This window comes from Xanthocytophaga flava (assembly GCF_030068545.1).
GTDB lineage: Bacteria > Bacteroidota > Bacteroidia > Cytophagales > 172606-1 > Xanthocytophaga > Xanthocytophaga flava.
Genome location: NZ_JASJOR010000024.1, coordinates 50715 through 66118 on the forward strand (window position 1 = coordinate 50715; position 15404 = coordinate 66118).

A 15404-nucleotide genomic window follows, 5' to 3' on the forward strand; every position below is an offset into this window, starting at 1 on the left:
AAATCAAGCTTCCAGAGAACTATCTATTGCCAAAGATACTATTTACTCTTATTCGGGCTTTACTAAGTCTACAAAATGTATAGATTATTAGAAATTAGCAATACGAATAATGTCGGCAAAGATCCCGGCAGCAGTTACTTCCGCTCCTGCACCAGCCCCTTTTACAATCAAAGGTCGTACTCTGTACCTTTCTGTCCAGAACAATACCAGATTGTCATTACCTTCTACTTGATAGAACGGACTATCTGGCCCTACTACACGTAATCCTGTACTCAGATTTCCATTTTCATAGACAGCGACATATCGTTGACGGTTTCCTGCTTTCTCTACATCCGAACGAATCTTCTCAAAATGGTCATCATATTTAGGCAGAACAGTAAAGAATTCTTCGATAGAAGTAGCTTTCTGACATTCCTCTGGAAGGAAGTTTTCACTCACTACATCTTTTGCTTCTTTCTTTGCCCCTGCCTCGCGGCTCAGAATTAATATTTTACGGGCAACATCCAGTCCATTCATATCAATCCGTGGATCTGGTTCAGAATAACCTAAATCTTTTGCTTGCTTTACTACGGAACTAAATGAAACACCTGCTTTATGCTCATTAAACAGGAAGTTTAGTGTACCTGATAAAATGGCCTCAATTTTCAGAATTTTGTCACCACTTTGAGTCAAGTCATTCAGGGTTTTGATTACGGGTAAGCCTGCCCCTACGTTTGTTTCAAACAAGAACTTAGCTCCACGCTGCGTAGCAGTTTGTTTCAGACGTTTGTACAAATCATATCTTCCGGAACAAGCTACCTTATTGGGAGTGACAATAGAAATACCTCGTTGTAGTGATTCTTCGTAAAGATCTACTACATCTTCACTGGCGGTACAATCTACCAGAATAGAGTTACGTAGATTCATTTCATGCATCTTGCCTGCGAAGCCACCCAGAGACATAGCCTCTCCATTATTATCCAGTACATTTTTCCAGTCAGGAAGGTGAATACCATTTTCATCAAACCACATTTTCCGGCTGTTGGCGACACCAGTTACTCTGAGTTCCAGATTATACTCATGCAGGAAATATTCCTGTTGCTCACGCATCTGACGTAGTAACGTCCCTCCCACTGTACCTACTCCAACCAGGAAAATATTAAGCACTCGTGTGTCTGACAGGAAGAAGGCCTCATGTACAATATTCAGTGCTTTGCGGGAATCTGCATTTTGTGTTACAAACGAAATATTATTCTCAGAACTACCCTGTGCAATGGCACGAACGTTCACCCCATTCCGGCCTAGTGATGAAAACAGCTTTCCTGATACGTTAGGGGTATTGCGCATGTTTTCACCTACAATAGCCAGAATACTTAGATCCTGCTCAACAACTACAGGTTCCAATGCATTGCTTTTTAGTTCCTGTACAAATTCGCTTTCAATTAAGGTCTTGGCTTTAGCAGCATCACTGGCATTGATAGCTACAGTGATAGAATGCTCTGATGATGCCTGTGTAATCAGAATTACGTTGATACGTCCAGAAGCCAGAGCACTAAACAAACGTTTAGCAAATCCGGATACACCCACCATACCACTACCATTCAGGGAGATCAAGGCAACGGTATCAATTGAGGATATACCTTTGATCGGTGAACCGTTGTCTACACTCTCTCGTGCTACAAGTGTTCCCTCAGCAGCAGGATTAAATGTATTTTTGATCTTTAACGGAATATTTTTGGCAAGGACAGGTTGTACTGAAGGTGGATACAATACTTTAGCCCCAAAATGAGACAGTTCCAGTGCTTCAATGTATGACAACTGTTTCAATACCATGGTTCTACGTACCTTCCGTGGGTCAGCGGTCATCATTCCGTCTACATCTGTCCATATTTCCAGCATTTTAGCTTGTAAAGCTGCTGCAATAATAGATCCGGTATAATCAGAGCCACCCCGACCCAATGTAGTAGTTTCATTATTGACAGTAGCACCAATAAATCCTCCCATCACAATCAATTTATCTGTACGGGAGAAATACTTGCGGATGCGTTTGTCTGTTTCTTCAAAATCAACAACCGCATTGCCAAAGTTATCATCTGTAACAATCAACTCACGGCCATCTGCCAATAATGCGTCTAACCCGATCGTTTTAAAGTATTCAGTAATAATAGCCGATGACATACGTTCACCAAAACTCATGACAAAGTCACGGCTTTTGGGAGAAATTTCTTTTAGAAGAAATAATCCCTGTAATACATCTTCCAGTTCATTCAATGTCATTTTGATGGTTGCCACAGTACGTGTCTGGTGCTGAGGGGGCAGCAATTCCTGAATACACTGTAAGTGCTTCTTCTCAATCTCCTTTAGTGTCTGCTGATATGTATCATTTCCCTGAGAAGCCAGTGTACTGACATTGATCAGTTGATCTGTAATGCCAGACATAGCCGAAACCACTACTGTCACCTGACCTTCTGCACGCGCATTTTTAACAATCTCGCCGACCTGCTTCATCATTTCAGCCGACTTTACTGAGGTACCACCAAATTTGAGAACTTTCATAAAATTCAATGAGTGAGTGAAATAATTTATGGATGGTTTAGCTATTGTAGTTACACTTCATCCATATACCACGTTAATTTCTGTTAACTATTTTAATTTTTAGTCTGTGATCAAGCGTTGTATACATTTATAAAGCCACTCTTCCAATCTCCTTCAGGTAAAATCTGCTTTAAATGATGTTTCAGATGTTCCACATAGTCTTTCATAATAAACTCCAGTGTGAATGGCCCGGTGCCTTCAATCGAAATAGTATGAGATAAAACACCTGGATCTACAAATGCAATAATATGAGCAATGTGGTGATTGTATTCTTTCCAGAATGTCACCAAACTATTCCATTCCGCCTTATTATACTGTTGGGCACTTACCCAGAAATTTTGTTTATAACCTACAAAATCCAGATGCTCTTGTGCCATTGTCCGGACAAACTTTTGCTGGTTATTGCAAGCTGAATCGATCAAATGACCCAGAATTTCTTTCTTCGACCATTTTTCAGGTGATGGCTTATACGAAGCCTGTTCCGCTGAAACAGCCAGAAGTAAAGGTATTGCCTGTTGCACAATAGTCAACAGATCATCTGCAACATTTTGCATATTAGTGAGTTAATAAGATGGAAAGAATACAGATCAGATATATACTATGTAGACAATCCGATTTAATCAGTAAATCTTTGCTTAGATTAAGCAGATAAAGGAAGGGGCAATATGTAGTATAGTTCCGCCTAGGGGCGGATTGTAGTAATAATAGTAGTGATAGCAATGGTTATTGCTATTGAAAAAATGCCAGTAAATGAAGATATGTTGCCAGAACAATTTTTCATGGCGCAAGATTACGAAACCTGATTCTAAAAATCAAACAATTGTTAAGAGAAAATTTGGTCTATCTTTCCAAATTACAAAATATTATAAGACAATCGTTCAAACATTTTACCAAAAAAGTAGCTTTACAGTATAACAAGCAACCAACTGAGTAAGACATGACACTATATCCATCTATACCAGCCTATCGATTTGAAGCAGGAAAATATCAGGAAACAGAAGAAAAACTGCTAACAGAGGCTGCTTTGCAAATTAAGATTAATCACAGGCCATATACTGTTACCATGCGGACACCAGGAAGTGAAGCCTGGTTAACAACTGGCTTACTCTTTACAGAAGGAATCATTACAGGAATGAATGATATTTTGTCTCTTCAGGAGACTATGGGAGCCAATGGGCTGGTTCAATCTATAGATATAGGTCTCCCGGAAGAAATCGTAACAAAGAAGCATATTTTTAACCGTAGTATTGCTTCCAGTTCGTCCTGTGGCATCTGTGGTAAAACAGAACTCTGTGACATTGAAATTCCAACAGGCGTTTTGGCAACAGGTGAATTGACTATGGATTTGATCCCGTCCTTATTTGAGCAACTACGCACCCATCAGATCCTTTTTGATCAGACAGGAGGTTCTCATGCAGCAGGTATTTTTAACTCAGAGGGACTACTACTATCTGCTCAGGAGGATATTGGAAGACACAATGCGGTTGATAAAGCCATTGGAGAACTGCTTACTCAACAAACATTGGAACAGGCCAGAATCTTGTGTGTGAGTGGACGTATTTCGTATGAGATTGTAGCCAAATGTGTGCAGGCAGGTATCCCCTTTCTGCTTTCTGTGTCGGCGCCTTCGTCACTAGCAGTAGAAACCTGTCAGCAAAAAGGAATAACGTTGATTGCCTTTTGCAGGAATGACCGAGCTACAGTGTATACACATACAGAAAGAGTTAAAACAAGTACTCTCATTTAGAATTAGAAAAAGATCACGATGGCAGGTGCAAGTGCGACAATACTTATTGATCGAGAATGGACATCTTCTGAACAAAAGATATTGGATGATATGCTTAGTAAAACAGCAATAATTATAGAGGATAACAACTATTTGTTGTTAATAACACCTTTGCTATTGGAGGAAAACAACACGAAGAATACCAATCCTTTACATATACTATTTTCAACATCAATGACGAGGCAAGTTATTCTTCAGATGAATGCAATCAGATTAATGAAGTGTTTCATAGTATACCTGTAACTGCAATAGATTTCTCTGCAACAACCAACAGAACAAACTTAAGGATGCTTGGTGAAATTGTGTTATACATTGCTGACAAGTTAAATGGTATCATTGACTTTAGAGGAGCATTATTACCAGAGAAAGCCTACAAGGAAAATGATTTCTGGTGGATTATTGAAAAAGCAAATTGGGAGGAAGTTGAGCACTACTATACTGACATGATTAGAGACATACCAGGTACTATAACCTGTATTCACTATCAGACTGAGAACAACCGTCACTTGGTTTACAATATATGTGATGTCCTTTTTATGAAAAACTGGGTAAATCATCCAGAATTTCAATTAATTAAATAAGATTTTAAAGAGCAATAAATTATGTCAGCCACAAATAAACCTCATCCGTATAAACATCCAGCAGGAAATTTTGCCGCATTAACGACAGTTTTGAAAAGACTGTCAGAGAATAAATCTTTGTTGACAGCTACTCCGGTATTGGCAAAGCTAAATAAACATGGAGGTGTAGATTGTCCTAGCTGTGCATGGCCAGATCCGAAGAAGACTCACTTTGCTGAGTTTTGTGAGAATGGAGCCAAAGCCATAGCTTCTGAGACAACGAAAATCCGAGCCAATGCAGATTTCTTTCGGAAGTATACAGTATCTGAACTTTACAAAAAAGATGGATACTGGCTTGAACAACAAGGTCGGCTTACTGAACCTATGTGGTATAATGCAGCCACAGACCATTATGAACCTATTAGCTGGCAAAATGCTTTTCAAAAAATTGCCCAGCATTTGAATAAATTACCAGATCCCAATCAGGCACTATTCTATACTTCCGGGCGAGCTAGTAATGAATCTGCCTTCCTATTCCAGTTGTTTGCCCGCGAGTATGGCACCAACAACATGCCGGACTGTTCCAATATGTGTCATGAGGCTACCAGTGTAGCATTGGCAGATGTGGTAGGAGTTGGTAAGAGTACTATTGAGCTGGAAGACTATGAAAAAGCGGATACCATCTTTATTTTTGGTCAAAATCCTGGTACTAATCATCCACGTATGCTTACAGACCTGGAAAAGGCCAATCAACGGGGATGTAATATCATTGCGGTAAACCCGCTCAAAGAAGCAGCACTGGAATCGTTCATTCACCCTCAACACGTAACTGAACTATTGCTGCAGCGATCTTCAAAGATTGCTACTCAATATATGCAGGTACATATTGGTGGTGATCTGGCATTGCTCAAAGGCCTGATTAAATATGTGTTAGAAGCAGAAGCCAAGCAACCCGGTCAGATCGACAAAGAATTTATCGAGCAGCATACAGTCGGTTTTGAAGCATTGAAAGAGGATATTGAGAATACATCCTGGGGAGAGATTCTGTCTCAATCAGGTATATCCAGAGAAGAAATTGTAAAAGCGGCTCAGACTTATCTCAACTCAAAGAATACAATCTTCTGCTGGTGCATGGGAGTCACTCAAAACAAACATGCGGTGCTTACGATTCAGTATCTTGTTAATCTGGCGTTGCTGAAAGGCAATATAGGACGTCCGGGTGCGGGACTTGCACCTGTTCGCGGTCATAGCAATGTGCAGGGCAACAGAACCGTTGGTATTACAGACAATCCTCCTAAAAAATTACTGGAGGGTATTCAAAAAGTCTTTGGATTTACTCCTCCTGCGCAGAAGGGCTACAATACAGTAGAAGCTATGAATGCTATGTATGAAGGTAAAGCGGGTGTTTTTATTGGTTTAGCAGGTAATTTTATCTCTGCCACACCAGACACGGCCTATTCAGAAGCAGGTATGCGTAAATGTGATCTGACTGTTCATATCAGCACAAAACCCAACCATAGCCATTTTGTGACAGGTAAGGAAGCTTTGATTCTTCCGTGCCTTGGCAGAACAGAAATTGATATTCAAAATGGTACACCACAACAGATTACTGTTGAAGATTCCAATTGTATGGTCCATGCCAGTGAAGGACACAATAAACCTGCCTCTGAACACCTGAAATCAGAATGTGCGATCATTGCAGGTATGGCACAAGCAACCCTTCCTCAATCAAAAGTTTCCTGGGATACTCTGGTGAAGGACTATAGCCTGATCCGAACCAAAATTGCAGAGGTATTGCCAGAGTTTACCAACTACAATCAATTGATTCAGCAACCAGGTGGGTTTTATTTGCGTCCGGCCTCATCCAAACGCGTCTGGAATACAAAGTCAGGAAAAGCTCAGTTCACTTCAGGTGCGCTACCCAATCTGCAATTGCAGCCTGGTCAACTAACTATGGCAACCATCCGATCACATGATCAGTTTAATACAACGATTTATGGACTGGAGGATCGCTACCGGAATATTCATGGAGAGCGGGATGTTATTTTTATGCATCCGGAAGATATGGAACAACGTGGAATCCAGAACTTTGACCGGGTAGACATTACTAGTTATGCTCCGGATGACAGTCAACGAAAGGTTCACAACTTTAAGGTTGTCCCTTATGATATTCCCAAAGGATGTGTGGCAACTTATTATCCGGAGGCAAACCCATTGGTTCCAGTCAGTTCTTACGCTGATGGAAGTATGACCCCTTCATCCAAGTATGTTGTGGTCACTGTACAAAAACGTTAAACAACTAAGGTCTTTCAGAAAGGTAACTTCTTTTCTGAAAGACCTTTAACCTTCTCACTAGTACGCTAAGCCACTCCATCAATATGTCAAAACAGGAAAACGATTTTAATGCCATTGCTCCTGTTTATGATTTACTCAGTACGCTTATTTTTGGCAATACTCTCCTAAAAGCTCAAAAAGCTTTTCTGCATCTCATTCCCGAAAATGCTACTATTTTATTTATTGGAGGAGGTACAGGTAAAATTTTACCAGAGATCCTTGCCCGAAAGCCACAAGCTATCTGGTATGTGGAAAAGTCAGAAAAGATGTTGCAGCAAGCTCGAAAACAAATCTCCCATCTCTCTATGCTTCCCATTCACTGGATAGAAGGAGATGAAAATCACCCAGTAGTAAAGGAGAATCAGTTTGATGTTGTCCTTACCTTTTTCCTTTTTGACCTATTTGATAAACCAACCTTGCATACATTAATTCAAAGGCTCTATGCATCTCTGAAATCGAATGGGCTATGGATGGTAGCAGACTTTGCATCTCAGAATAAGACCTGGATGGCACGTACACTAATGAAAAGTATGTATACCTTTTTTCGAATAGTCAGTCAGGTACAAGCCTCACAACTAGAATCCTATACAGAGATCCTGGAATCTTTATCTCTTCATTCGGTTCATAGTAAAGCATTCTATGCTAGTATGATTCAATCCATTGTTTATCGTAAGCCTGAATAATCAGGATTTAAACCACTTACGCCATCCTTCTGTCAGAAAGCCAATGCCATATCCGGAAAGCTGAGTAAATACTGCCCGTATACTCAATAGGCCAATCCAGATACTATGGGTTTGAACAGTGGCGTGCAGAAAAATCAAACCTATATATAGCAGCAAAATCAAACACGCAAGGGTAAACAGGGGCCATCCTGTAAGCAGTTGAACCACAAGCCATAACACTAATGAGCAGCAGAACAGAAAGAATAATGCAGGAAACCAGTGTACTAGCTTGAGTTCTTCAGGAAAAAAACGGGATATATTGATACGTGCCCGTCCAAAGAAATGAAGCTGTTTAAAAAATTGACCGAATGTACTGCGTCGTTTGTGATACACATAGGCATCTGGAATCAATCCGGATTGAAATCCAGCCCGGATAATCCGGATGCTGAACTCAATGTCTTCTCCCATACGGGTAATGATAAACCCACCCACTTTCTCATATACCTTCCGGGAAAGCCCCATATTAAACGACCGGGGATGAAACTTTCCTCCCAGCGTTTTCTTCTTCCCTCGTATTCCACCTGTTGAGAAAGGAGAGGTCATGGCATAACTAATAGCTTTTTGTACCTGATTAAAATCCGGACTAGCGGCATCCGGACCACCATAGAGGTCGTATCCGTAGGCATTGAGATCTTTTTCTACTGCTGCCAGATAATGAGTAGGAATAATACAGTCTGAATCAAAAATAATAAAGTAATCTCCGGTGGCGTGCTCAAACCCAAAGTTACGCGTAAACCCCTGTCCACTATTTTCCTTGAAAAAATACCGCACCTCCAATCGGTCTGCAAATGATGCAACAATTTCCTTTGCATCGTTTTTGGAGCCATCTTCTATCACCAAAACTTCAAAGTTTGTATAGGTTTGTTTGGTTAGGGATTCAAGTAACTCCCTAATCTCATCAGGGCGATTGTATAGTGGAATAATGATGGAGTACTTTCTCAACGTAATGAGTTATTTTGATTTCCCACAAAGATAAATGCGTTTTATGAAATCAACTGCACCCTCACTGAAAATCCATATTATATAATTGTCTTATACATGAGTAATCCCAAACTTTGCAAAAAGAGGAATAGATAAAAAAGAAAAGAGTTACAAAGAGAGTTGTGCTGACTTCAATCGTGGAAGGTAGTGAAGGTGCGTGAGGATAAAAATTCCGCGGGCCTAGCGCTGGCCCTGTGGGGCGAAGCTTTGGAATTTTTTGCCCTTTTTTGCTTCATTTTTTGGGCAAGCAAAAAATGAAGAGGTTAGTGGAAGAGAGAAGAAAGGACCAATAATCAAACTCAGGCAGAGAAATTTGTCAAAAAATTAGCCAATGCCTATACTTTTCAAAAGCATAAACATTGGCTATAAAATTCACATCTGATAGTTAGAATGATTCACGTACACAGTAGAACTATCAGAATTTAAAAACCACATTTGCAGACAAACGGCGTAGCATTTGTGGTTCAATGGTTGACCATCCTTTCCAATAGTGTTCATTGGTTAGGTTATCCAGTTTCAGTGCAAATCGGAATGATCTCACCGAATAGAATGCTGTTGCGTTCAAAATGGTATAGGAAGGTACCGTAAATACTCCTATAGTAGCGTTGTTAGATACTTTGTTTTCACTTGCATAATTTCCACCTACTCCAAAGCCTAATCCTTTTGCATTACCATTGGTAATCGCATAGCTTACCCAAAGATTTGCCAGTGTCTTAGGTCCCGCATTGATAGGGCGACGATTCAGATCAATAGCGTCTGTTTTTTCATTGATGCTTTCATTATGACTGTATCCTGCAATAATATGTAAGCCTGTAACCGGATTAAAAGTAATATCTGTCTCAAATCCGCGGCTATATAGATCTCCATTCTGAATGGTAGTACCTGCAGGACCGTTATTATCCGCACGAACTACATTCTTCACATAGATATTGTAGTAACTAATTGTTCCAACCAGTTTGCCTTTTAATGCTTCCAGCTTTACGCCTCCTTCTACCTGATTTGCCTGCATTGGTTTAAATACACGAATACTTCCATCCGGCTGAGAAGAAGGTGCTACATTCTGGAATCCATTCATATAGTTAGCAAAAAGCGAAACCCGATCTTTCACCACCTGATAGATCAAGCCAAGTTTAGGAGATACAGCTGTTTGTGCATAATCTCCACTTTTTGTATTTGTAGATAAGTCCTTTACACCCTTATTATCAAATCTATCTACCCGAACACTTGCCATTGCCAATAAATTTTCAGTTAGATTCAATACATCTGAAACATAGGCGCTATATACATAGGTGTTATAAATGTATTTATAGACATAAGGATCCTGTGAAACTTTTGTATCTGCAGCCTGTCTTGTCAATAAAGAATATCCCGGATCTCCATGTGTGGATACTTTGTCAAAGAATGTATACGTTGAGGCATCGTTCAACTGTGAGTTAAATATATCTACACCCAACACAATGCGATTTCTCATACTACCAAATCTAAAATCGCCTATAAAATTCTGCTGAAAGTCTGTTGTAGTGCCAATTGAATTTTGCATACCAACAAATCGGGAAAGTGTATCATCTCCTGCTCCACGAAACATCACATACGAGTACAAACCATCTGATTTGCGGATACTACGTGAGAAGGAAGTTTGTGATGTCCAGCTGTTGGACAGTTTATAGTTCATCTGACCATACAGATTTACCGTTGGGTTTTTAATTGTAATATCATTGCTGGTAAAGGATTGAGAATAATCCATGTTTAACTCAGCAGGTGTCTTAGCGATTAATTCACGTCCACGATTCAGGAATACCATCAATGGATTGGTAGCTTCTGAGTTATAAAACTCAGCATTCAGAAGGAAGGATAATTTATTGCTGACTTTGTATGAAATAGAAGGAGCAACAAACATAGTTCTTTTAAAACCTGCATCCTGAAAACTACCCTCATACTGATAAGCCCCATTTACACGTAACAATAATGTTTTATCTTTATTAACAGGCGTGTTTACATCAACAGACAAACGGTTCAGGTCATACCCACCCATCGTGTAAGAGATCTCGCCACCAGCAGTTTCATAGGGCTTTTTGGTGTTTATATTGATCAGACCACCAAAGGACACCAGACTACTACCAAACAATGTACCGGATGGCCCTTTGATTACCTCTACACTTTCTATATTAGCTGGATCAAGCCCTCCATTGGTTAAACCAGCAATACCATTAATCATAGAAGGCTGGACCGAAAAACCTCTGATAGAAAAATAGGCAGCACCATCTCCTCCACGGCCTGTAGCAGACCATAGCTTATCTATTCCCGGACTATTTTTTACAATATCATTAAAGTTGGTAATGACTTGTTCTGTAATTAGCTCCTTTCCTATCACATTATACACCTGAGGATTTTCCAGATTCTTGATAGGTAAACGGGATACATAAGGACTCTCCTTCTTGGCAAACTTGTTTGTATTACCAGTAACAACCACTTCCTGTAACTGCTCAGCAGATTCTTGCAAACGTATTTCTTCCAGTTCTGTAGTTTTTCCTGCCTCCACTGTTACTTCTCTCTCCTGCGGGGTAAATCCTACAATAGAAGCCTGAAGAGTATAGGTTCCCGCATTGGCCCGCAATGTATAATTACCTTTTTCATCCGTTACCGTCCCCACATTACTTCCTTTTAAAGCTACAGTAACAGAGGGAGCCACTTGCCCTTCAACTGTTTTGATAGTTCCCTTTAAAATACCTTTTTGCGCATATACGCTGATGCTAAACAATAGCAACAATACTAGATTTAGATGTTTCATTGGTTTGAATAAAATGGAATTGATAAAAGAGTTGTTCATGCATAAGGACATACAGAAATGCCCCGATCAGAACATTGACGAATCAGAACTTAAAGGAAACCGAAGCGGCAATATTTCTGGGATTCATAGGGTTATTGTTTAATCCCCACATTTTCTGATCTGTGAGATTATTCAGTTTAAAAGCAAATCTCCATTTAGGCCGGTCATAAAATACAGTAGCATCTATCAGTGTATAAGCAGGCAGTGTCAGAGAACCACCTTCATTATTCGTATATGCTTCGCTTACATAATTCCCACCAAATCCGGCACCGAATCCTTTAGCACCTCCATGTGGTACTTTGTAGCTCAACCAAAAGTTTACAAATGTTCCGGGCAACCCTGTGGTGGTACCTTCAGTACCTTCATCAGCTTTTACATATCTATACTCATTGGTTCCAAAACCTGCTATAACAGATAAACCTGTAATAGGCTCAGCGATAATATCAACCTCTAACCCTTTGCTTCGCTGTTTTCCATCCTGAATAGAATATCCTGCACGAGAGGGGTCTTGACGTATGGCATTAGTAACATCAATGTTGTAATAGCTGATTGTTGCACTTAGTTTATGAGAGAAGGCATCCATCTTCACACCTACCTCCCACTGATTGCCATTTTGCGGTTTGAAGTTTGTGATGTTTCCATCAGGTTGTCTAACCGGACCGTTATTCTGAAAACCATTCATATAATTGGCAAACACACTTACCTGATCTTTTATGGGCTGATACACCAGACCAAACTTAGGCGACAATGCAGTTTGAGCATATCCTCCACTATAGTCAGAGTACATTACGGCAGTTCCTTTGTAGTCATATCTGTCTACCCGCAGGCTCAACATAGCCATCAGTTGCTCTGTGATATTTACTACATCGGAGATATAAGCACTATATGTATAGGTTTTGGAGGATTGTCTTGCATGGATGAGAGACGATCTCAGTGTTTTTACCCTATCCAGCGATACAGGCCCATACAAACGATGTATATTAATTGTATCATAAGGCATTCTTGTATTAAAAGCATTGTTTACAAATACACTATTGATACTCTTTGAATAATATACATCAGCCCCAATCACCATACGGTTGCGGATACCTGCAATTCTGAAATCACCTGTAAAGTTTTGCTGAAACTGCATATCTGTTGTTCCACCCTGTACAGTCTCTACACTTCTGCTGACAATCGAATCATTCCGCCAGCTATTCCATTGTGCCACAAACTCATCGTCATGATTTGAAGCAGATGAAAATAATGTATTGGACGTCCAGTTATCTGAGAGCCTGTAAACAGCCTGAGCATAGAAAACCTCACTGCCGCCACGATTCATCATATCATCAGAGTTGAGAGATTGATTGTATCGTATAGGCAGGTCTTTGATATTTTTAACGGAAACACCTGAGAAATTCTGGATGGGTAATAAGGTCAATGCAGAACGCAATATCTCTGCTTCAAAATTTAATGTAAGTCTGTTGTCTACTTTGTAGGTTAATGTAGGGGCTACCACAAAACGTCTCTGTCCTCCCCAATCCATGAAACTTCCCTCACTATGAAAAGCTGTATTGAGACGGAACAATAACGTTTTGTCCTTGTTTAGTGGGGTATTGATATCTGCTGTCAGGCGTGTAAGTCCCCAACTACCAGTAGTAAAGTTTACATTTCCCTGAAATGTCTCCAGGGGACGTTTTGTAACGAGGTTTGTAAGTCCCCCAAAGGAAATCAAGCTGGAACCAAACAATGTACCGGATGGCCCTTTGATTGCTTCTGTACGTTCTACAGTTACAGGGTCTATTCCATTATATTGTTGAGCGGCAAGTCCGTTTCGCATACGGGCACCTGTCCAGAAACCCCGAATAATAGAATACGTAAATCCATTGCTATATCCACCAAATGCAACAGCGGCTCCGGGTACGTTTCGCAGTGATTGTTTGTAATCTGTAATAACCTGCTCTTCCATTAACTCTTTGGAAACCACATTGTACACCTGAGGATTTTCCAGATTCTTAATAGGAAGACGAGATACCAACGAACTTTCTTTGTTAGCGAATTTATTTGTATTACTGGTAACGATCACTTCCTGCAGCTGTTCAGCAGATTCTTGCAAACGTATTTCATCTATCTGCGTGGTTTTAGCGGCCTCTACTGTTACTTCTTTTTCTTGTGGGGTAAATCCCACGATCGATGTCTGAAGTGTATATGTACCAGGATTTGCCCGCAATGTATAACTCCCTTTTTCATCCGTTACTGTCCCTATTCTGGTATCTTTCAATACTACCGTTACAGAAGGAGCAGGTTGCCCTTCTACTGTTTTTACAATACCATGTATAGTTCCTTTTTGAGCGTAAGTTGCCAGGCTGGCCAATATCAGCATGCATGCATACAAATGTTTCATTGGTTTGAATAATAAAATAGATTGGAAATGGATAAAATAGGCAACAGGAGTCCAGGGATAGCCTGAAAAAGGCTATCCAATTCGCACTATCCTGATGTTTTAGTATTAAGGTACCGGGGCAAGTCGACGGGATCGCATCTTTCCAGAACCGGAGGATTGTTTACTTTTTTTCTTTCGGTTCCACCAAATCATAAACCCTGTTACAGGAAGGCTTGCCCCAAATAAGCCCCCGATAAAAGCGGCAAATTTTCCCAGGAAGCCAAACATCCGGCCTGTATGTAAATCATAGTTGGATACACGGATTTTATCAGCAGTTGCATAGTTGGTATGCAGTTCTTCCAATAGTAACTCACCAGAATATTGATCAAATGCCAGGACGTTCTGTTTCCTAATAAACTGATAGGGATATCGCACTACAAAGCGAAATGTACCCACACTGTCTTTGGGCAGTTGAATACTGGCATACGCATACTCTCCATACGATTCGGCTATGGTAAAGAGAGAATCGAGAGAGCATTGTTTAGCAACAGGACGATAAGTAGAAGCTACTTTTTTCTTGTATGTCATTTTTGTACCATCCAGTTTATAAATAGTGGCAGGCACACTATCAAACACCCAGAAAATTCCAGTCCAAGCAATAGGCAGTAAAATCCACACCATATAGAATCCCCAGACATTATGCAGATCATAGTTGATGCGTTTCCAGGAAGCTGACCATTTCATCTTAAAGGCCGACTTCAACTGATTTCGTTTGGATGGGAACCACAGATAGAGTCCGGAAAGGAGCATAATCATAAAGATCAGCACATTCCATTTAATGATCTCTTCTCCTACTTCACCCAGCAACAGATTCAGATGTATCTGTAATACCAGAGCCATAAAATCTTGGTGCAATGCATAGTTACCTAACACCTCGCCTGAAAACGGGTTGATATAAATAATACCCCGCTTATTGGTATAGACCATCGCAGATGCATTAACCGGATTGTTTCGTAAACGCACCTGAGCAAGCTTTTCTTTCGGATAAGCAGTCTTTGCTATCTGTAGTAATCTTTCCGGACTTAGCCGGACTGCATTAGCAGGCCTGTTCACAAACAACAGGTTATGCTTAGCCCAACTATCATACTCTTCCTGAAACGCATACAATGCTCCGGTAGTGCTTACTATAAACAACACTAGCCCGGACGCTAGTCCGAGCCAGAGATGTATCTGACCAAGTATTTTCTTGAGTGTCATA

10 protein-coding genes are annotated in these 15404 nt (G+C 40.3%); 4 read left to right on the forward strand and 6 right to left on the reverse strand.

Translation table 11 applies throughout. The features are described 5' to 3' along the window. Positions 1-87: 87 nt before the first annotated feature. Both thrA and QNI15_RS27995 read right to left on the reverse strand, forming a co-directional pair. Complete coding sequence (gene thrA, locus QNI15_RS27990) at positions 88-2535, reverse strand: bifunctional aspartate kinase/homoserine dehydrogenase I (protein ID WP_314001410.1); 2448 nt, start codon at positions 2533-2535, stop codon at positions 88-90. Positions 2536-2645: 110 nt separating this feature from the next. Then, positions 2646-3128, reverse strand: a complete 483-nt coding sequence (locus QNI15_RS27995; RefSeq protein ID WP_314001408.1) for a DinB family protein — start codon at positions 3126-3128, stop codon at positions 2646-2648. Between the two features lie 383 nt (positions 3129-3511). On the opposite strand from QNI15_RS27995, the gene fdhD reads away from it, so the two are divergent. The 4 genes from fdhD to QNI15_RS28015 all read left to right on the forward strand — a co-directional run bounded on the left by fdhD (position 3512) and on the right by QNI15_RS28015 (position 7937). Then, positions 3512-4321 (forward strand): formate dehydrogenase accessory sulfurtransferase FdhD, encoded by an 810-nt coding sequence (fdhD, locus tag QNI15_RS28000; protein WP_314001406.1) that lies wholly within the window; start codon positions 3512-3514, stop codon positions 4319-4321. 209 nt (positions 4322-4530) lie between these two features. After that, positions 4531-4941: a DUF6368 family protein gene (locus QNI15_RS28005; protein WP_314034995.1), complete on the forward strand. Its 411-nt coding sequence runs from the start codon at positions 4531-4533 to the stop codon at positions 4939-4941. Positions 4942-4962: 21 nt separating this feature from the next. Continuing rightward, entirely contained in the window at positions 4963-7215 is a 2253-nt protein-coding gene (locus QNI15_RS28010; RefSeq protein WP_314001404.1) for an FdhF/YdeP family oxidoreductase, read from the forward strand. Between the two features lie 83 nt (positions 7216-7298). Then, on the forward strand, positions 7299-7937 hold the full coding sequence (locus QNI15_RS28015) for a class I SAM-dependent methyltransferase (protein WP_314034939.1): 639 nt from the start codon (positions 7299-7301) through the stop codon (positions 7935-7937). Here the strand turns inward: QNI15_RS28015 and QNI15_RS28020 are convergent, their stop codons facing one another. From QNI15_RS28020 to QNI15_RS28035, 4 genes are all read right to left on the reverse strand, one after another. Continuing rightward, positions 7938-8918 (reverse strand): glycosyltransferase, encoded by a 981-nt coding sequence (locus QNI15_RS28020; protein ID WP_314034941.1) that lies wholly within the window; start codon positions 8916-8918, stop codon positions 7938-7940. It abuts the gene before it with no gap. A 454-nt stretch (positions 8919-9372) separates the two neighbouring features. Further along, the gene (locus tag QNI15_RS28025) at positions 9373-11745 is read right to left on the reverse strand and encodes a TonB-dependent receptor (RefSeq protein ID WP_314034943.1); all 2373 of its coding nucleotides are present in this window, start codon (positions 11743-11745) and stop codon (positions 9373-9375) included. 82 nt (positions 11746-11827) lie between these two features. Further along, complete coding sequence (locus QNI15_RS28030) at positions 11828-14167, reverse strand: TonB-dependent receptor (RefSeq protein WP_314034945.1); 2340 nt, start codon at positions 14165-14167, stop codon at positions 11828-11830. 105 nt (positions 14168-14272) lie between these two features. Further along, complete coding sequence (locus QNI15_RS28035; RefSeq protein WP_314001394.1) at positions 14273-15403, reverse strand: PepSY-associated TM helix domain-containing protein; 1131 nt, start codon at positions 15401-15403, stop codon at positions 14273-14275. Position 15404 lies beyond the last annotated feature (1 nt).